Origin of the sequence: Hippea sp. KM1 (assembly GCF_000526195.1) — a bacterium.
Classification (GTDB): domain Bacteria; phylum Campylobacterota_A; class Desulfurellia; order Desulfurellales; family Hippeaceae; genus Hippea.
On sequence record NZ_JAFP01000001.1, the window covers coordinates 343838 to 359031 of the forward strand.

Sequence of the window (15194 nt, forward strand, 5' to 3'; positions counted from 1 at the left end):
GACATATAGCTTTAAATTTAATAGAAAAGCAACGGTAAAGTTTGAGAAAGGAATTTTGTAGGAGGTGTATCCATGGCTAAGGTTTGGGTTGATGAGGCAAGCTGCATTGGTTGTGAGGCTTGTGTTGATGAGTTGCCAGATGTTTTCCAGATGAAAGATGGTAAGGCTGTAGTTGTAAATGCTGAGGGTGCTTCTTTGGACGAGATCAAAGAGGTTGCTGAGGCTTGCCCAACAGAGTCCATTAAGGTTGAAGAGTAATTAAGAACTAAAGAGGGCGCCTTATGTGCGCCCCTTTTTTTATTTCCCCTCCTTTTTAATTTTCCAATTTTTGATTTATTTTTTTATAGAAATTTAGTATAAAGCTAAACAGGAGTGGAGCTTTTGGTTTGCAATAATAAAATTTATTGTTTATTATTCAAGGGGGTGCGGGATGGAAGAGCAAAAGGTTGAGGCCGTTGAGGTTAGGTGTCCGAAGTGTGGTTATACCATGATAATATACATGCCCAAAGAGGAGATTCCCAAATGCCCCAGGTGCGGAACGCAGATGGTTATCAGTGAGTTGCTGGATGAGGGTAAATATTATTAAGGGAGGTTTGCTATGAGAAGGTTTTTTGGTTTGGTTGCTTTCTTGGTCTCGGTTTTCATGTTGATGTCTTTTACCTCTAAGGCATCCGATATCAACCTGTGGCACAATTCAACGCTTTACAAGATTCAAAAGAAGGGTGTTCTGAGGGTCGGTTTGAACGCTGGCTATATGCCGTTTGAGATGAGGAGCAAAACAGGTAAGATCATAGGTTTTGATGTTGATTTGGCAAAGCTTATGGCAAAGGCCATGGGTGTTAAGCTTAAGATAGTCAACACCGATTGGGATGGTATAATACCGGCTCTTATGACAAACAAATTTGATATCATCATGAGCGGTATGACCATAACGCAGAAGAGGAATCTTAAGGTTAACTTTGCCGATCCATACATCGTTGTTGGCCAGACGATACTTTTGAATAAGAAGTGGGCCGGTAAAGTGAAAAGCTATAAAGACCTCAATAGCCCCAAGTTCACCATTACCGTTATGTTGGGAACAACGGGCGATTTTGCCGCTAAGAAGTTCATGCCTAAGGCCAAGATTCAGGAGTTCCAGACAGAGGAAGAGGCCGTTATGCAGGTTATACAGGGAAGGGCCGATGCGTTTGTTTACGATAAGCCTTACAACAGCATCTTTTACTCCACAAAGGGCAAGGGTAAGTTGATCTTTTTGGATAAGCCGTTTACATATGAGCCTCTGGGATGGGCAATAAACAAGGGCGATCCAGACTTTTTGAACTGGCTAAACAACTTCTTAAGGCAGATCAAACACGACGGCACTTATGATAAGATTTACAAGAAGTGGTTTGTTGATGTAAAAGCCTGGAAGGATAAGGTTCAATAGGCATGAAAAAGAAAAAGAATACCCTGATATGGAATATAGTCTTTGTGCTTGTCGTTGTGGGTATAGGTTTTTCTATCTACAAGGCCTCATTGAGGGTGAACTATTCATGGAATTGGAGGGCTGTGCCCTCCTATCTTGTTTATAAGGATCAGGTGGAGATAGACTCCCCTGTTAACGGTTTTGTTGAGGGGTATGAGTCTGGAGCCGTTGTTGTAAAATCCACAGACGGCAAGGTTTACAAGATAAAAGCCGACCATCCCACGGTCTCTAAAGGGGCTGTTGTCTCTGTTGGAGATGAGGTGGGCTATAACTCAAGCTATAAGGCCGGCCCTCTTTTGATGGGTCTTTACATGACCATAAAGGTCTCCATTGCTTCCATTATTATGGCTTTGGTTATAGGTTTTATAGCGGGTCTTATGAGGATTTCAGACAACCCCCTGCTTAGAAACCTCTCAATTTTGTACATAGAGCTTGTCAGGGGAACGCCTCTTTTGGTTCAGATATTTATAGTCTATTTCTTTATAGGCACGATATTCAGTATGACGAGGTTTTTTGCCGGCGCCTTTGCCTTGGCTGTTTTTGAGGGTGCCTATATAGCCGAAATAATAAGGGCTGGTATACAATCCATTCCTCGTGGACAGACAGAGGCAGCCGTGGCCTTGGGTATGAATTACTATCAGGTGATGAGATACATCATTATGCCACAGGCCATAAAGAGGGTTTTGCCTGCTTTAGCCGGTCAGTTTATATCATTAATAAAGGATTCCTCCTTGCTGTCTGTTATCTCCTTAACAGAGCTTACAAAGGCAGGAAGGGAGATAGTCTCCTCCACATTTAGCCCGTTTGAGGTGTGGTTCAGTGTAGCCGCACTCTATTTTATCGTAACTTACACCTTATCCCTCCTGGATAGGTATTTGGAAAGGAGATTGGCTGGCAATGAGTGATACCAACGAACCTATAATAATAGCCGAGCATCTGCATAAGACATTCCCAAACGGCGTTAAGGCCTTAAGGGATGTATCTCTAAGCGTTAACAGAGGAGAAGTGGTTGTCATAATAGGTGCATCTGGCAGCGGGAAAACGACATTCTTAAGAACGATAAACCAGCTTGAAACGGTGGATGAGGGCAGGATCATCGTTGAGGGTGTGGAGATAACGGATCCCAAAACAAACCTCACCAAGATTAGAGCCGATGTCGGCATGGTGTTTCAGCATTTCAATGTTTTTCCCCATCTAACGGTGCTTGAGAATGTTATGATAGGCCAGATTCTGGTTAGAAAAAGAAATAAAGAAGAGGCAAGGCAGATTGCGCTTGAGTTTCTATCGAAGGTGGGTATAGCCGATAAGAAGGATGACTATCCAACCAACCTGAGCGGTGGCCAGCAGCAGAGGGTGGCAATAGCAAGGGCATTGGCCATGCATCCCAAGATCATGCTGTTTGATGAGGCAACAAGCGCCCTGGATCCTGAGATGGTTGGAGGGATTTTAGACATAATGAAGCAGCTTGCAAAGGCGGGCATGACGATGGTTGTTGTGACCCATGAGATGGGCTTTGCCAGGGAAGCGGCCGACAGGATAGTTTACATGGACTCAGGCAAGATCATAGAGATCGGAACGCCTGATGAGATATTCAACAATCCAAAGAGCGACAGATTAAAGCAGTTCTTAAGTCAGATCCTATGAAGAGGATAAAGATCCCCATCGAAGAGGCCGTAGGCCAACCCATACCGCACGATTTTACCAAGATAGCCCCTGATGAGGGCTTTAAGGGGGTCTTGTTCAAAAGGGGGCATATCATAAGGCAAGAGGACATACCCCTTCTAAAGAGCATAGGCAAGAACTATATATACAAGCTTGTGCTCGATGAGGATGAGGTTCATGAGGATGATTTTGCCAAAGAGATGGCCAAGAGGATAGCCGGTGATAACATTGTGTATGATGATGAGCCCTCTGAGGGCAAGATCGTCTTCAGGGCGGCTATAGATGGACTGCTCAAGATAGATAAAAAGCGTATAATAAAGCTCAATTTGATGTCGGAGACATCTTTTCCCACCATCCATGGGGATTTTCCTGTTAAAGAGAATCAGAGCGTTGCGGCCTTCAGGATTATACCCCTTATTGTTAAAAGAAGGGTGCTTGATAGGGCCTTAAGGATAGTGGATAGGCCTCTTATTGAGGTTGTCGAATACAAGATAAGAAGGGCATCCTTAATAATAACAGGCACAGAGGTGTATGAGGGCAGGGTTAGAGATCTGTTTAGGCCAAAGATGGAGCGGAGGCTTAAGGAGTTTGGCGTAAGTGTTATAGATAGCAGGATAGTCATGGACGATATAAATCAGATAAAATCCACCTTTCTGGATTTTGCAAAAAACGGTTCTGAGATGATCCTTGTAAGCGGCGGCTCCAGTGTGGATCCGGATGATTTAACAAAGAAAGCCTTAAAGAGGGCAGGCGTTAAATTTATCAGAGAGGGCAACCCCATTCAGCCTGCCAACAACCTAACGATTGGGTATTTTGATGATATAACCGTTTGTGTGGTGCCTGCCGGGGCTTTGTTCTATAAGGCCAGTGCATTCGATATATTCTTGCCCAGACTATTGGCAAGGGATAAGATTACAAAAAGGGATATTGCAGAGTATGCCATAGGCGGTTTGTGCCATTTTTGCAAGGTATGCGTCTATCCTGTCTGTCCGTTTGGTAAGAAGTGATGATCAGGGTAAATGAGGCAATTGAGATAATCAAAGACAACACCCGTCCTGTTGATGGATGGGAAGAGGTGTTTTTGGATGGCGCTCTGGATAGGGTTTCTTATGAGGATGTCTTTTCTCAAATAGATGTCCCGTCCTTTAGCCGTTCTGCTATGGATGGCTATGCCGTGGTTTTTTCATCAAAAAACGATAAGCGCTTTAGAATAGTGGATGACGAGGGGTTGCTAAAGGAAGGCTGCTGCATAAGGATCAATACAGGCTTTCCTATTCCCGAGCAGGCTGATGCTATAGCCGAGGTGGAGATTGTAAAAAAGGACGGAGGGTTTATAGAGCTTACGAGGGATATAGAGAGGCAGAGGAACTTCACCTTTAGCGGTGTTGAGCTTAAAAGGGGCGATGTCGTCGTTGCAAGGGGTGAAAGGATAAGTGTAAGAAAGTGGGGGCTTTTGGCATATAGCGGTGTGTATAGGCTAAAGGTTAGAAGAAGGCCCAATGTGGGTATTATAACAACAGGTGATGAGGTTGTCTTTGCAGGCGATAGGCTCAAAAGGGGCGGGGTTTATAACGCCAATTATTACATTTTGTATGGGCTTACAAGGAAGTGGTTATGCAATCCGATTTACTTTGGTCATGTAAAGGATGACCCTGAAAAGCTAAGGGAAGCAATAGCCTATGCCATCAATAGATGCGATGCCGTTTTGACCACGGGTGGTGTTAGCAAGGGCAGCAGGGATTTTATAAAATCCATCCTTAAGGATATGGATGCCAAGGTGTTTTTTGATAAGACAACGATAAAACCGGGTAAACCCGCCGTTTTTGCGACCGTTGGAGATAAACCGTTTTTTGGCCTGCCGGGCTGGCCTGCTGCGTTGTACACGACGGCCTATGTTTATTTAAAACCCATGCTGTTTAGGCTTGCAGGACTTGATAGTGTCGGTGTGGGTTATCCCTATTGCGTAATGGATGAGCCTACACACTCAAGGGCTGGCAAGTGTTATTTTAATAGGGTTAGATTGAGTGTGGTTGATGGTGAATACCACGGTGTCTCTGCAGGCTCTCAGAAAACAGACAACTTCTATTCCATTGCCGTTGCGGATGGGCTGGTCAGGATAGATGAGGAGGAAGAAGACAAGGAAGAGGGAGTAAGACTCCCCTTGATTGTCTTTGACGATTAGAAGGGCTTATTTTTTGAATAGGCTCTCCACATCGATCACTTTGTCTTCCTTCTTTGAGGATGAGAACACATCGTTCTGCGGCATGCTTGAGCTAATCTTGATATTGCTTTTTGCCTCGTAATACTTATTCTCCAAATCCTCAGGAACCTTTGAGTATTCATATACAACCTTGTCCATGCTGATAAATCCGCTTATCTTCTCCTCAAAAGGAAAACCGTAAGGCACTATGGCTATCTGGATGCCGGCTGAGCCGGGTATGACCTGAATCAGGGCCACATCCTCCAGGCCGTTTCTTTCCTGATTGTATGTGCCTATCACCGTCTCGCCCGTTGTGAGCTTCACAAACTTAACCATTTCATTCCTCCATGAATGCGTTTTTAATCCATTCTATCTTGTTTTCGCTTATGCCTATAGCGTCGAATCTAACATCCATATCCGAGATGTTGCGTTTTTGCATAAAGAACCTGGCGCATTTTATTATTTTGGCTCTTTTTGAAGGGGTTATATACTCCAACGGCTCGCTGCCATCGAATCTTGACTTCACCTCAACAAAAACCAATAAATCACCCTTATGCGCTATTATGTCTATTTCACCGTCTCTGCAATGAAAGTTCTTCTCTATGATGGTGTATCCGTTGTTTTTTAGAAGGCGGGCAGCCTTGTTTTCTGCCCACCGTCCTGTTTTATTAGAATCCCTTTTTCTTAATCTTAGCAGCTTTACCTCTTCTATCCCTTAGGTAATAGAGTCTTGCCCTTCTTACCTTACCCCTCTGGATGACCTCTATCTTTTCTACAGCCGGACTTAGGTATGGAAAGATCTTTTCAACACCTATACCGTTTGACTCCTTCCTGACGGTAAATGTGCCATCAAGGCCCCTTCCGCCTCTTCTTCTAATTACGATACCTGCAAATACCTGAATCCTCTCCTTGTTGCCCTCTTTTACCCTTGTATAGACCTTTACTGTATCGCCCGGCCAGATCTCGGGTATCTCTTTGTTTAGAGATTGAACCATCTCATCCTTGAATGCCTTTAACTTATCCATCTTCAACTCCCATCCACTTTATTGTTTTTTCTTTGGCCTTTTTTTCTCTCCACTCTTTTATCTTTTTGTGGTTGCCCGAAAGCAACACATCCGGCACAGCCATGCCCCTGAAAACCCTGGGTCTTGTGTATTGCGGGTATTCTATCAAGCCGTTTTCAAAACTCTCTTCCTTTAGGGATTCCTCATTACCCAAAACACCTGGAATCAGCCTTACGGTGGCATCCACTATGGCCATAGCCGCTATCTCCCCGCCGCTTAGCACAAACCTGCCTATGGATATCTCCTCATCGGCTAAATACCTGACCCGTTCATCAAAGCCCTCGTATCTGCCGCATATGATAGCGACAGAGGCCCTTTTTGACATCTCTTTGGCCTTTTTTTGGTCAAAGATGTATCCCCCAGGGCTTAAAAGCACAACATGAACATCGGGCCTTTTCTCTTTGATGTAATCTACCGCCCTGTAAATGGGTTCTGGTTTCATTACCATGCCTGCGCCACCGCCGTATGGATAGTCATCTGTGGTTCTGTGTTTATCGGTGGCAAAATCCCTGATGTTTACAAGCTCTATCTTCACAAGGCCTTTTTCCTGGGCTCTCTTTATGATTGTTTCGTTAAATACGCTCTCAAACATGTTAGGAAAGATGCTTAATATAAAAAACTCCATTACTACTCAATGATTTCCAGCACTGCCTTTTTGCCTGCTTTCTTGCTTGCCGCATTAAGAATGGTTCTAATTGCCTTGATGGTTTTGCCCTCTTTGCCTATGATCTTGCCTAAATCGTCTCTATCCACAGACAATTCTATGACGGTTGTTTTCTCACCGCCAATCTCTTTGATCTTAACGGCTTCCTGATTATCTACAAGGCTATTGACTATGCAGCTTATTAGCTCCTTCATAGCCTATTACCCCACCTTTTTTACGAGGTTTTTTACGGTTTCGGATACCTTAGCCCCCTTCTCGATCCAGCCGTTGTATTTGTCCATATCCACCTTTATTGTTGGTGGCTCTGTCTTTGGGTCATAGTATCCTATCGTTTCTATAACCGCACCGTCTCTCTTTTTCCTTGAATCAACAGCAACGATCCTGTAAAAGGGTTTCTTCTTCATTCCGCCTCTTCTGAGTCTTATTACTACCACCTTTGCCTCCTTACATCTTTATTCCTAATCTTTTCATGAGATTGAACGCCTTTGATTTATTCATGCCCTTCATCATCTTATTCATCTCTATAAACTGCTTGATAAGCCTGTTTACATCGCTTACCCTGGTTCCGCTGCCCTTGGCTATCCTTCTTTTTCTGCTTGCGTTTAGGATTTTATAGTTCTGTCTTTCCTGCTTTGTCATCGATAGAATTATCGCCTCGATGTGTTTTATCTCCTTGTTGAACGCCTCTTCATCGTCTATCTTTATCTTGTTCATGCCCGGTATCATCTGTATTATCTTGGCTATAGAGCCCATTTTCTGTATCTTTTTGAGTTGATTGAGGAAATCGTCGAGTGTAAATTGCTGTTTCTTTAGCTTTCTTGCAAGTTCCTTGGCCTCTTCTTCGCTCTCTGTCTGCCTTACCTTCTCAATGAGCGTAAGGACATCGCCCATTCCCAAGATCCTTGAGGCCACCCTATCCGGATAGAAGGGCTCAAAGTCGCTGATCTTCTCTCCGACGCCTGCAAACTTTATCGGCTTTCCGACAACCTTCATAATGGAAAGGGCTGCACCACCCCTTGCATCACCGTCAAGCTTGGTAAATATTGCACCGGTGATTCCCACCCTTTCATCAAACACCTTTGCCACATTTACCGCTTCCTGTCCTATCATGGCGTCGGCGACAAAGAGTATCTCATCCGGGCTGATTCTCTCCTTTATCCTTTCAAGCTCCTCCATCAATTCATCGTCTATGTGGAGCCTTCCTGCAGTATCTATTATGATAACATTCTTGCCGTTCTGTTTGGCAAAGCCTAAGGCCTCTTGTGCTATATCCTCCGGTTTTGCATTCTCCTTGAAGAATACATCGATGTTTATCTGTTTGCCTAAAACCTCAAGCTGCTTTACGGCCGCTGGTCTGTATATGTCGCATGCAACCAAAAGGGGCTGTCTGCCTTTGGAGCGTAAGAACTTGGCAAGCTTTGCAGCCGTTGTTGTCTTACCACTGCCCTGAAGTCCAACGAGCATTATAATGAAGGGTGTTTTGGTTATGGTTAGGGGTTGCGCCTGACCGCCTAAAATCTCGGTTAGCTTTTTATGGACCTCTTCAACGATTATTTGACCGGGTGTTAGGCTCTTTTCTAACTCTTTCCCTTTTAGCTCTTCCTTGAGTTCTTTTATGAAATCCTTTACAACCTTATAGTTTACATCCGCCTCTAATAGGGCAAACTTTATCTCCCTAAGGGCGCTGTCCAGATCCTTTTCAGTGATAACGCCTTTTGACTTTATGACCTTAAAAATATCGTTAAGCTTCTCGGTCAAATCCGAAAACATCAAAACACCCCCAAGTAACGCACAATCCTATTAAAAATAGGGATAATTGTCAATATTTTTACCCTTAGGGTATATACTTTTCCTTTGAATATGCAACACCCTGCACGGTTGCTATGAGATTATCCTCTTCGTCTTTCACCTCTATTTGATAGACAGATGTTTTTCTATTCTTTGATATCCTTTTAGCATAGGCTCTTAATGTGCCTTTCGATGCGGGCTTTACAAATGTGATATTTGCCGTCAGACTAAGGTTTAGTATGCCTTCTGAATTTGATGCTGCACCAAAGGCCAGATCTGCAAGTGAAAATATGGCTCCGCCCTGAACCACACCTGCGGCGTTTAGGTGTTTCTCGTCTATCTCCATTTGAGATACAGCATAACCTTCCCTTACCTCTATCAATCTCATGCCGTTGTGAATAGCAAACCTATCGTTGGAGTTTATCAACTCTTTTACCCTGTTATGCATTTGCTAAATATTGCCAGATTTTGCTTTTGATTTCAAGGTGTTGTTTCTATGCAGAACCAAAACAGTGGCATCATCGTAAAGCTCTTTTTTGTTTACAAAGGACAATAGCTCTTTTTTGATGACTTCTGAAATGTTTGGTTTTGAGTCTAAGTTTTCTAAAATGAGCCTGTTTAGCCTGTCGTATCCGAACTGTTCATCCTTATCGTTTGTTGCATCCAAAACGCCATCGCTAAAGATAATTAATGTATCAAAGCTGTCAAGCCTTATCCTTCTAATTTTAAAGTCAAAATTCTCAAACACGCCAACAGGCAGGTTTTTATCCAAAAGCGGCGTGAATAAGGCATCCCCTTTTATTGCAACAGGCGGCTCATGGCCCGCATTGCAAAACTCAAGCTCCCCGTTTTGCCCATCTATCAGCCCAATAAACATCGTTGCAAAGTGATTCTGTTTTGTGATGGCGGCAAGGTAGTTGTTTAAAAAGTTAACCATGTTTTTTATTGAATCCGACTGCTTACTTAAAACATTTATGATGCTCTTTATCATGGCCACATACAAAACAGCCGGAATGCTTTTTCCCGAAACATCCCCAAGATAGAAGAGGATTTTTCCATCGTTAAGTCTATTTGCACCGTAAAAATCACCGCCCACCTGCCTTGCCCACATGCTAAAGCCCTCAACCTTAAACCCGCCAAGCTCTATATTTAGTTCATTTGGCACAAAAGCACTCTGGATCTTTTTTGCAAGCTCCAACTCGTTTTCTATCCTTGCCTTATCCTTGACCTCTTCGATGTATTTTTTTAGCGATTTCTGCATAACATCCAAGGCCTCTGCTATGGTTTGGGATTCATCGTTAAAGCTTGATGGTATCTCGACATCGAAGTTGCCCTTTGCGATTTTGAGCGAGATTTCCTTAATTTTTGATATGTCGCGGGTTATGTTTTTGGATATTAGCAAAATGATTAAAACAACAAAAGACAGGCCGCCTGCGATGATTAGAAGCGAATAGAGCTTGTATCTTTTGATTTGCAAGAATAGCTCGCTTTTTGGAAAGATCACGCCAAGAATCCAATCCGTTCCCCTGATTGGCAGACCAAGCAGAAGAAAATGGTTGTTTGCGCTCGATATCTCTAAGTATTTTTTCTCATTATTCAGTATATCCTGCGCAAGGCTTTTTAGTCTCTGTTTGTCGTATAGCTTTATTATCTGAGAAACGCTGTTTCTCGTTTCTTTATTGACATTTGTTAATAGATCGCCGTTTTTTGTAAAAAGAAACGCCCCGCCCGTTTTGAGCACCCTTATTTTGCCAACAATCCTTGATAAGAATCCTATGCTTATATCGGCCGTTGCTATGCCGATGATTTTGCCTGAGCCGTCTTTAATTAGGGCGCTGTATGTGCTCATCCAGACTCCGCCGCCGCCCTTGTCAAAGTATGGTTCGCTCCACATGTTTCTTTTTAACTCGATAGGCTTTTTAAACCAGTCGCTTTCTGTGTATCTGTATGATGGCGGTATGAGCTGTTTTTCTAAAATCCTGCCGTCTTTTGCATAGTAATACTGACAATAATACCTCTTGCCCTTGAAGTATCCCGGGATAAATGCCAAAGCCATGCCATAGATGAATTTGCTCCTTTTTACATCCTCTATCATTAGCCTTTTTACCTCATCGATCGAGATAATCCCTTCAGAGACGAGATTTGCTATCTCTTTAGGCCTTGACGAGGTGTTAAAAGTGATTTTCTCGATGTCCCTTGCAGCCTTGTATGCGAGCATGTTTGCCTTTAGCAAGGAATTGTTATAAAGCGTATCTCTCATGTTAATCTCGCCTATGTAAACAAGAATTGCAAAGATGGGCAGAAGCGTAATGGTTAGATAAAATATGAGCTTTGCTCTAATGGTTTGAAATCTCAATCTCTATCCTATTGAAGCCGTTTTCCCTTTTGTATGAGAAGCTTTTTGCCATATTTGTGACCAAAAAGAGGCCAAAGCCCCCTTCCTTTGTATTCTCTTTTAGCGGCTCGTTGATTCTATCGTCTTTATACTTCGTTGGATCAAATTCATCACCGTCGTATAAAAACGAAAGCCGAACGCTGTTTGGGCTTGTTTTTATACCAACCTCAACAAATGTGGTGTCTAACTTTACTGCATGCCTGAACATGTTTGTCATGATTTCCTCGTATATGAGCCTGACTTTGAAGAGTAAGTCGTTGTCTGGTATATGCTTTTTGCAGAAGGTATCGATACCTTTCATGGCGTTTTCAAGCGTATCGCTATTTAGGTCAATCCTAAACATCTTTGGCCTTTTTTAAAAAGGAGTAAAAGCCAGCTATGTTTAAGACATTGTCCACCATGCCGTTTGGCTTGTAAATTGAGACATCCTTGTTGATGGCTTTTCTGTCCTTCACCGTGGCGATTATCACCTGCAGGCCTGCACTGCTTATGTATTCCAAATCCTCAAAGTCAAACACAACGCTTTTGTCGGTTTCCTTTAGCCTTTCCAAAACCGCCTCATAGACCTCTTTGGCGTTTAGGGAATCCAGCTTGCCGTCGATTTTTATAACCAAAACGCCATCTTTCTCTTTAAATTCCAACCCCACCTCAACCTCCTCGGTATGCCTGCAAGATATTCTAAACTTCAAATTATATTACATTAGAGCTTAATCTTCAACAAAACCCACCCCCATTTTTCACACCTCGCAAGTGTGAAAAATGGTTGTTTAAATTCCATTTGACATCCACTAAATTATGTATTACAAATTATCTAAATAGATTTATTTTAAGGTGAAGATAGATGGGTGGTTTTGAAAAAAGGTCGGGGCGCAGGGAATTTGTCAGGAATATTCTTTTTGGGCTGGGCGGATTGGCTTTCGGCTATACACCTTTTGCACTGCTGCCGAAGCAAGCAGAAGCAAGAAGAAGAATGAGTAAAAGGTTAGAAGAGAAGTTAAAAATTGCTGACTTCTACTTCAGCTTTCACGACTATTCTAAAAAGGAAGCAGATAGAAGATATAATTTAACTGCAAACCTATTCAACAAAGTTCCACCTATGCTTGTTGAATATTATGCAAGAACAGGTGATGATACTTTATAGGATGCTTGGGAGTTTATGTTCGATTCCTACAGAACTTGGGAAGATTACAGAACTGCAATGCTATATTTAGATTTACAAAAGGGATTTAACCATGGGAGACATTTTGACTTGAAAAGAGCTAAATACGAACCGATGTATGCTGTAGAATACACATTTTTACCTCTTTTTTATCTACCTGGAGATATAAAAACACCAAAAGAATTTGACAAAGCAACTCATTATAAAGAAAATATGCCTATGTATTATTACTTTATGGGCGTTGGAGAATTGATTTATTTTTTAGTAGATGAAGGATATAAGAGTAACAAAACAGACCATGGAGAGGTTGCTGACTATTGTATTAAGATGTTCTCCTCTTCATTATTTGAAACATATTACCCAGGTAGTGGAAAAAGATTAGGCAGTTTATTCTTCCATGTGGACTTGGATAAAAAGAAAGAAATGATATACGATTTGATTATACCAAAAATAACAGAACACGGAACATTAGATAAGCTTTTAGAATACAAAGATAACGAAAATTTGCCTCTAAAAGAGAGGAGAGAACTTTTTTACAAAGGTCTTGTATATGCTCACAACTTACCTTTGGAGAATCAAATTGAGTATATGAAAAGGTTGTGGGCTTCCGCAGCTATCACTGCATTAGATAGTGCCTATGCGTTAGGTTACTTGTTTGTAACAGGGTATTATCATTGGTATATTAAAAAAACTTATCTAAAACCTCTAGACATAATATTTTACAACTTAGAAAAACCATATAATTTACGAAATGGTCGGAAAAATTACCTGCCATTTGTTCGAGGTCCTGTTTTTATTTACCGAGGTTATATGAGTAATGAAATTTTATTTTAAATTATTTCCGAAAATTAACTTTACCAATTCAGAAATCTCCTCCCCATTTTTTGCACCTACGAGGTGCAAAAATGGTCGGCTGACAAAATCCCTTCACCACAAGCCGCCAAACCCTGGCGGCTGTTTTTGTGCATTTTTGAATGGTTCAGTTTGCCATATCAACTATTAGGCGGGGAATATTATTGGCGCTGTTAGCTATTCTGCTCCCAGGTTTTTTAGAATTTTTCTCGCCAACGGCTCTTTTATTTCTTTATGCCTCGGCACTGCTTCGATAACCCCTGTTTTCGGGTTTATCCACAAAGAATGCGATCTTCCTTCTCTTTTGATATAGCATCCAGCTATACGGAGTTTTCTCTCTAAATCACGGCGATTCATGCAACTTCAACCTTATCAAGTATCACATCGTCGGGTAATCCTCGCAAGATATCTTCTCGACGATCCTTTAGGATTAATTCAATGGCCTCTTTTAGGTTTTCTTTGGCTTCTTCAACTGTCTCTCCCTGACCGTTTGCACCAGGGATTTCAGGACATATAGCCCAATATCCACCCTCAGGAGCTTTATCTATTATTGCCGTAAACTCTGCTTTCATTTTTTACCTCCAACAGTTGGTTGATAAATTCTTATACCGAAAAACACAATTAGTCAAGCCTCTGACTTCTTTCACTACCGAACCAAAAATTCGCACCTCGCAAGTGTGCAAAAGCGGCAGATTACAAAAACCGCTCATCAAAGGAGATGAAGTTCATTATTAGCTTGATCAACTGTTCTTTCTGCTCTGGCGGGCTTGCGGCTACAAGATAACATAATGCGGTTAGGGTGTTGCTGTTAAATTTGGCAAAAAGCTCCTCTTTTGATGAGTTTTCATATAGAAACTTCAAAAATAAAAGCGCTCCAATTCGCTTGTTTCCGTCAACAAAGGGATGGTTCTTTATGATTAGATAAAGCAGATTTGCCGCTTTTACCTCGATCCATTTCCAGACTAAGGCGTATTTTTCTATGATTTCAATCAAACCCTTTGCCTCTTTTGAGGTTAAAGAAGGCGTGTTTATGTTTTCTTTTATGAATTTTATCGTATTTTCAAGCTCTTTCAGTCTTTCTTGGGTTATCCTTTTTTCATTTATCGCATAACCATTTATGAGGTAGTTCTTTAAAACATTGGTTGCCCAGATTCTAAATTGGGTTGCTTTTTTGGAGTTGACACGGTAGCCGACAGATATTATTACATCAAGGTTAAAATACTCTATTGTTCTTCTTACCCTTCTTTTGCCCTCGATTTGAACTGTTGCAAATTTTGCAACAGTTGAATTCCTGTTCAACTCCCCGGACTTAAAAATATTCCTGATATGTCTTGAAATAACAGACTTGTCTTTTTCAAATAGCATAGCGATTTGGTTTAGCGTCAGCCATATTGTTTCCTCTTTTATCTGAACCTCTACTCTTTTATCCTTGTCCTCAAAAATAACCAACTGGTTTTCAGGCTCCATTTTATCACCTTTTATTGTTTTTTATAGTTTAAATCAGTATATTACATTTTCAGCTTATATTCAACAAAATTTTAATTTAGAGTCGTATCCTTTTCAACCTCTGAAAATAATAAAGAGGCAACATTTGAGTATGGCTTTCTGTCCATTAGAACATCCAAAACAACATTTGTATCAAACAAAACCCTCACAGATATTTTTCCTCAAGGAATTTTTTATAGTCTTCTTCGGAAAGCTTTTTATCTTTCAATAAACCCTTTAGTTTTCTTGTTATGGGGGGGGAAGGGTTTGCTCTTTTATTTCCTTGGCATCAAAGCTTTTAAAAAACTTTTCAACCAGTGAAGAGACCGACTCTCCCTTTTCTTTGGAGTATAACTTAGCTTTTTTAATTGCATCCTCATCAAGCCTCAAGGTCAGCTTTGCCTTCATGGCATACCCCTGCCGTATAGATTTTAGGCATATTATACGCCTAAATGACGGA

At 41.6% G+C, this 15194-nt stretch carries 24 protein-coding genes; 9 read left to right on the forward strand and 15 right to left on the reverse strand.

Features of this window, described 5'->3' with window-relative positions; genetic code table 11:
• Positions 1 to 72 precede the first annotated feature (72 nt).
• From D891_RS0101785 to D891_RS0101815, 7 genes are all read left to right on the forward strand, one after another.
• On the forward strand, positions 73 to 258 hold the full coding sequence (locus tag D891_RS0101785; protein ID WP_025209334.1) for a ferredoxin: 186 nt from the start codon (positions 73 to 75) through the stop codon (positions 256 to 258).
• Between the two features lie 172 nt (positions 259 to 430).
• Positions 431 to 586, forward strand: a complete 156-nt coding sequence (locus D891_RS09900; protein WP_198014766.1) for a hypothetical protein — start codon at positions 431 to 433, stop codon at positions 584 to 586.
• A 12-nt stretch (positions 587 to 598) separates the two neighbouring features.
• The gene (locus D891_RS0101795) at positions 599 to 1426 is read left to right on the forward strand and encodes a transporter substrate-binding domain-containing protein (protein ID WP_025209335.1); all 828 of its coding nucleotides are present in this window, start codon (positions 599 to 601) and stop codon (positions 1424 to 1426) included.
• Positions 1427 to 1428: 2 nt separating this feature from the next.
• On the forward strand, positions 1429 to 2370 hold the full coding sequence (locus D891_RS0101800; protein WP_025209336.1) for an amino acid ABC transporter permease: 942 nt from the start codon (positions 1429 to 1431) through the stop codon (positions 2368 to 2370).
• Positions 2363 to 3109: an amino acid ABC transporter ATP-binding protein gene (locus tag D891_RS0101805; RefSeq protein WP_269563593.1), complete on the forward strand. Its 747-nt coding sequence runs from the start codon at positions 2363 to 2365 to the stop codon at positions 3107 to 3109. Before D891_RS0101800 ends, D891_RS0101805 begins: the two co-directional genes overlap by 8 nt.
• Entirely contained in the window at positions 3106 to 4134 is a 1029-nt protein-coding gene (locus D891_RS0101810; protein WP_025209338.1) for a molybdopterin-binding protein, read from the forward strand. Before D891_RS0101805 ends, D891_RS0101810 begins: the two co-directional genes overlap by 4 nt.
• Positions 4134 to 5309 carry a molybdopterin molybdotransferase MoeA gene (locus D891_RS0101815; protein WP_025209339.1) on the forward strand — a complete coding sequence of 392 codons (1176 nt, stop codon included), beginning with the start codon at positions 4134 to 4136 and terminating at the stop codon, positions 5307 to 5309. Before D891_RS0101810 ends, D891_RS0101815 begins: the two co-directional genes overlap by 1 nt.
• Positions 5310 to 5315: 6 nt before the next feature.
• Here D891_RS0101815 and D891_RS0101820 read toward each other — a convergent pair whose 3' ends face one another.
• The 11 genes from D891_RS0101820 to D891_RS0101870 all read right to left on the reverse strand — a co-directional run bounded on the left by D891_RS0101820 (position 5316) and on the right by D891_RS0101870 (position 11885).
• Positions 5316 to 5663 (reverse strand): hypothetical protein, encoded by a 348-nt coding sequence (locus D891_RS0101820; RefSeq protein WP_025209340.1) that lies wholly within the window; start codon positions 5661 to 5663, stop codon positions 5316 to 5318.
• A 1-nt stretch (position 5664) separates the two neighbouring features.
• The gene (locus tag D891_RS0101825) at positions 5665 to 6039 is read right to left on the reverse strand and encodes a YraN family protein (RefSeq protein ID WP_198014833.1); all 375 of its coding nucleotides are present in this window, start codon (positions 6037 to 6039) and stop codon (positions 5665 to 5667) included.
• Positions 5996 to 6352: a 50S ribosomal protein L19 gene (gene rplS / locus D891_RS0101830; protein WP_025209342.1), complete on the reverse strand. Its 357-nt coding sequence runs from the start codon at positions 6350 to 6352 to the stop codon at positions 5996 to 5998. Before rplS ends, D891_RS0101825 begins: the two co-directional genes overlap by 44 nt.
• The gene (gene trmD / locus D891_RS0101835; RefSeq protein ID WP_025209343.1) at positions 6345 to 7016 is read right to left on the reverse strand and encodes a tRNA (guanosine(37)-N1)-methyltransferase TrmD; all 672 of its coding nucleotides are present in this window, start codon (positions 7014 to 7016) and stop codon (positions 6345 to 6347) included. Before trmD ends, rplS begins: the two co-directional genes overlap by 8 nt.
• A gap of 2 nt (positions 7017 to 7018) precedes the next feature.
• Positions 7019 to 7249 (reverse strand): KH domain-containing protein, encoded by a 231-nt coding sequence (locus D891_RS0101840; protein WP_025209344.1) that lies wholly within the window; start codon positions 7247 to 7249, stop codon positions 7019 to 7021.
• A 6-nt stretch (positions 7250 to 7255) separates the two neighbouring features.
• Positions 7256 to 7489: a 30S ribosomal protein S16 gene (gene rpsP / locus D891_RS0101845; RefSeq protein WP_025209345.1), complete on the reverse strand. Its 234-nt coding sequence runs from the start codon at positions 7487 to 7489 to the stop codon at positions 7256 to 7258.
• A gap of 10 nt (positions 7490 to 7499) precedes the next feature.
• On the reverse strand, positions 7500 to 8825 hold the full coding sequence (gene ffh / locus D891_RS0101850; RefSeq protein ID WP_084042283.1) for a signal recognition particle protein: 1326 nt from the start codon (positions 8823 to 8825) through the stop codon (positions 7500 to 7502).
• Between the two features lie 64 nt (positions 8826 to 8889).
• Positions 8890 to 9291: a PaaI family thioesterase gene (locus tag D891_RS0101855; protein ID WP_025209347.1), complete on the reverse strand. Its 402-nt coding sequence runs from the start codon at positions 9289 to 9291 to the stop codon at positions 8890 to 8892.
• 3 nt (positions 9292 to 9294) lie between these two features.
• Entirely contained in the window at positions 9295 to 11199 is a 1905-nt protein-coding gene (locus D891_RS0101860) for a SpoIIE family protein phosphatase (RefSeq protein WP_025209348.1), read from the reverse strand.
• Positions 11180 to 11581: an ATP-binding protein gene (locus D891_RS0101865; RefSeq protein ID WP_025209349.1), complete on the reverse strand. Its 402-nt coding sequence runs from the start codon at positions 11579 to 11581 to the stop codon at positions 11180 to 11182. Before D891_RS0101865 ends, D891_RS0101860 begins: the two co-directional genes overlap by 20 nt.
• Complete coding sequence (locus tag D891_RS0101870; protein WP_025209350.1) at positions 11574 to 11885, reverse strand: STAS domain-containing protein; 312 nt, start codon at positions 11883 to 11885, stop codon at positions 11574 to 11576. Before D891_RS0101870 ends, D891_RS0101865 begins: the two co-directional genes overlap by 8 nt.
• Before the next feature lie 194 nt (positions 11886 to 12079).
• Between D891_RS0101870 and D891_RS0101875 the strand changes: the two genes are divergently transcribed.
• Together D891_RS0101875 and D891_RS0101880 are read left to right on the forward strand one after the other, a co-directional pair.
• Positions 12080 to 12379, forward strand: coding sequence for a hypothetical protein (locus D891_RS0101875; RefSeq protein WP_025209351.1), 300 nt, complete (start codon positions 12080 to 12082; stop codon positions 12377 to 12379).
• Positions 12380 to 12394: 15 nt separating this feature from the next.
• On the forward strand, positions 12395 to 13231 hold the full coding sequence (locus D891_RS0101880) for a hypothetical protein (RefSeq protein ID WP_025209352.1): 837 nt from the start codon (positions 12395 to 12397) through the stop codon (positions 13229 to 13231).
• 195 nt (positions 13232 to 13426) lie between these two features.
• On the opposite strand, the gene D891_RS10090 is transcribed toward D891_RS0101880, so the two are convergent.
• The 4 genes from D891_RS10090 to D891_RS09810 all read right to left on the reverse strand — a co-directional run bounded on the left by D891_RS10090 (position 13427) and on the right by D891_RS09810 (position 15142).
• The gene (locus D891_RS10090) at positions 13427 to 13606 is read right to left on the reverse strand and encodes a type II toxin-antitoxin system HicA family toxin (protein WP_025209353.1); all 180 of its coding nucleotides are present in this window, start codon (positions 13604 to 13606) and stop codon (positions 13427 to 13429) included.
• Positions 13603 to 13821: a type II toxin-antitoxin system HicB family antitoxin gene (locus D891_RS0101890; protein ID WP_025209354.1), complete on the reverse strand. Its 219-nt coding sequence runs from the start codon at positions 13819 to 13821 to the stop codon at positions 13603 to 13605. The genes D891_RS10090 and D891_RS0101890 overlap by 4 nt, the downstream gene beginning before the upstream one ends.
• A gap of 121 nt (positions 13822 to 13942) precedes the next feature.
• Positions 13943 to 14716 carry a virulence protein RhuM/Fic/DOC family protein gene (gene rhuM, locus D891_RS0101895; RefSeq protein WP_025209355.1) on the reverse strand — a complete coding sequence of 258 codons (774 nt, stop codon included), beginning with the start codon at positions 14714 to 14716 and terminating at the stop codon, positions 13943 to 13945.
• Positions 14717 to 14983: 267 nt separating this feature from the next.
• Positions 14984 to 15142: a DUF6364 family protein gene (locus D891_RS09810; protein WP_156919050.1), complete on the reverse strand. Its 159-nt coding sequence runs from the start codon at positions 15140 to 15142 to the stop codon at positions 14984 to 14986.
• Positions 15143 to 15194: the final 52 nt, after the last annotated feature.

Bases quoted from the DNA above. Each gene is read 5' to 3' on its own strand.
- D891_RS0101785 (WP_025209334.1), top strand. From the start codon at position 73: ATGGCTAAGGTTTGGGTTGATGAGGCAAGCTGCATTGGTTGTGAGGCT.
- D891_RS09900 (WP_198014766.1), top strand. From the start codon at position 431: ATGGAAGAGCAAAAGGTTGAGGCCGTTGAGGTTAGGTGTCCGAAGTGT.
- D891_RS0101795 (WP_025209335.1), top strand. From the start codon at position 599: ATGAGAAGGTTTTTTGGTTTGGTTGCTTTCTTGGTCTCGGTTTTCATG.
- D891_RS0101800 (WP_025209336.1), top strand. From the start codon at position 1,429: ATGAAAAAGAAAAAGAATACCCTGATATGGAATATAGTCTTTGTGCTT.
- D891_RS0101805 (WP_269563593.1), top strand. From the start codon at position 2,363: ATGAGTGATACCAACGAACCTATAATAATAGCCGAGCATCTGCATAAG.
- D891_RS0101810 (WP_025209338.1), top strand. From the start codon at position 3,106: ATGAAGAGGATAAAGATCCCCATCGAAGAGGCCGTAGGCCAACCCATA.
- D891_RS0101815 (WP_025209339.1), top strand. From the start codon at position 4,134: ATGATCAGGGTAAATGAGGCAATTGAGATAATCAAAGACAACACCCGT.
- D891_RS0101820 (WP_025209340.1), bottom strand. From the start codon at position 5,663: ATGGTTAAGTTTGTGAAGCTCACAACGGGCGAGACGGTGATAGGCACA.
- rplS (WP_025209342.1), bottom strand. From the start codon at position 6,352: ATGGATAAGTTAAAGGCATTCAAGGATGAGATGGTTCAATCTCTAAAC.
- trmD (WP_025209343.1), bottom strand. From the start codon at position 7,016: ATGGAGTTTTTTATATTAAGCATCTTTCCTAACATGTTTGAGAGCGTA.
- D891_RS0101840 (WP_025209344.1), bottom strand. From the start codon at position 7,249: ATGAAGGAGCTAATAAGCTGCATAGTCAATAGCCTTGTAGATAATCAG.
- ffh (WP_084042283.1), bottom strand. From the start codon at position 8,825: ATGTTTTCGGATTTGACCGAGAAGCTTAACGATATTTTTAAGGTCATA.
- D891_RS0101855 (WP_025209347.1), bottom strand. From the start codon at position 9,291: ATGCATAACAGGGTAAAAGAGTTGATAAACTCCAACGATAGGTTTGCT.
- D891_RS0101865 (WP_025209349.1), bottom strand. From the start codon at position 11,581: ATGTTTAGGATTGACCTAAATAGCGATACGCTTGAAAACGCCATGAAA.
- D891_RS0101875 (WP_025209351.1), top strand. From the start codon at position 12,080: ATGGGTGGTTTTGAAAAAAGGTCGGGGCGCAGGGAATTTGTCAGGAAT.
- D891_RS0101880 (WP_025209352.1), top strand. From the start codon at position 12,395: ATGTTCGATTCCTACAGAACTTGGGAAGATTACAGAACTGCAATGCTA.
- D891_RS10090 (WP_025209353.1), bottom strand. From the start codon at position 13,606: ATGAATCGCCGTGATTTAGAGAGAAAACTCCGTATAGCTGGATGCTAT.
- D891_RS0101890 (WP_025209354.1), bottom strand. From the start codon at position 13,821: ATGAAAGCAGAGTTTACGGCAATAATAGATAAAGCTCCTGAGGGTGGA.
- rhuM (WP_025209355.1), bottom strand. From the start codon at position 14,716: ATGGAGCCTGAAAACCAGTTGGTTATTTTTGAGGACAAGGATAAAAGA.
- D891_RS09810 (WP_156919050.1), bottom strand. From the start codon at position 15,142: ATGAAGGCAAAGCTGACCTTGAGGCTTGATGAGGATGCAATTAAAAAA.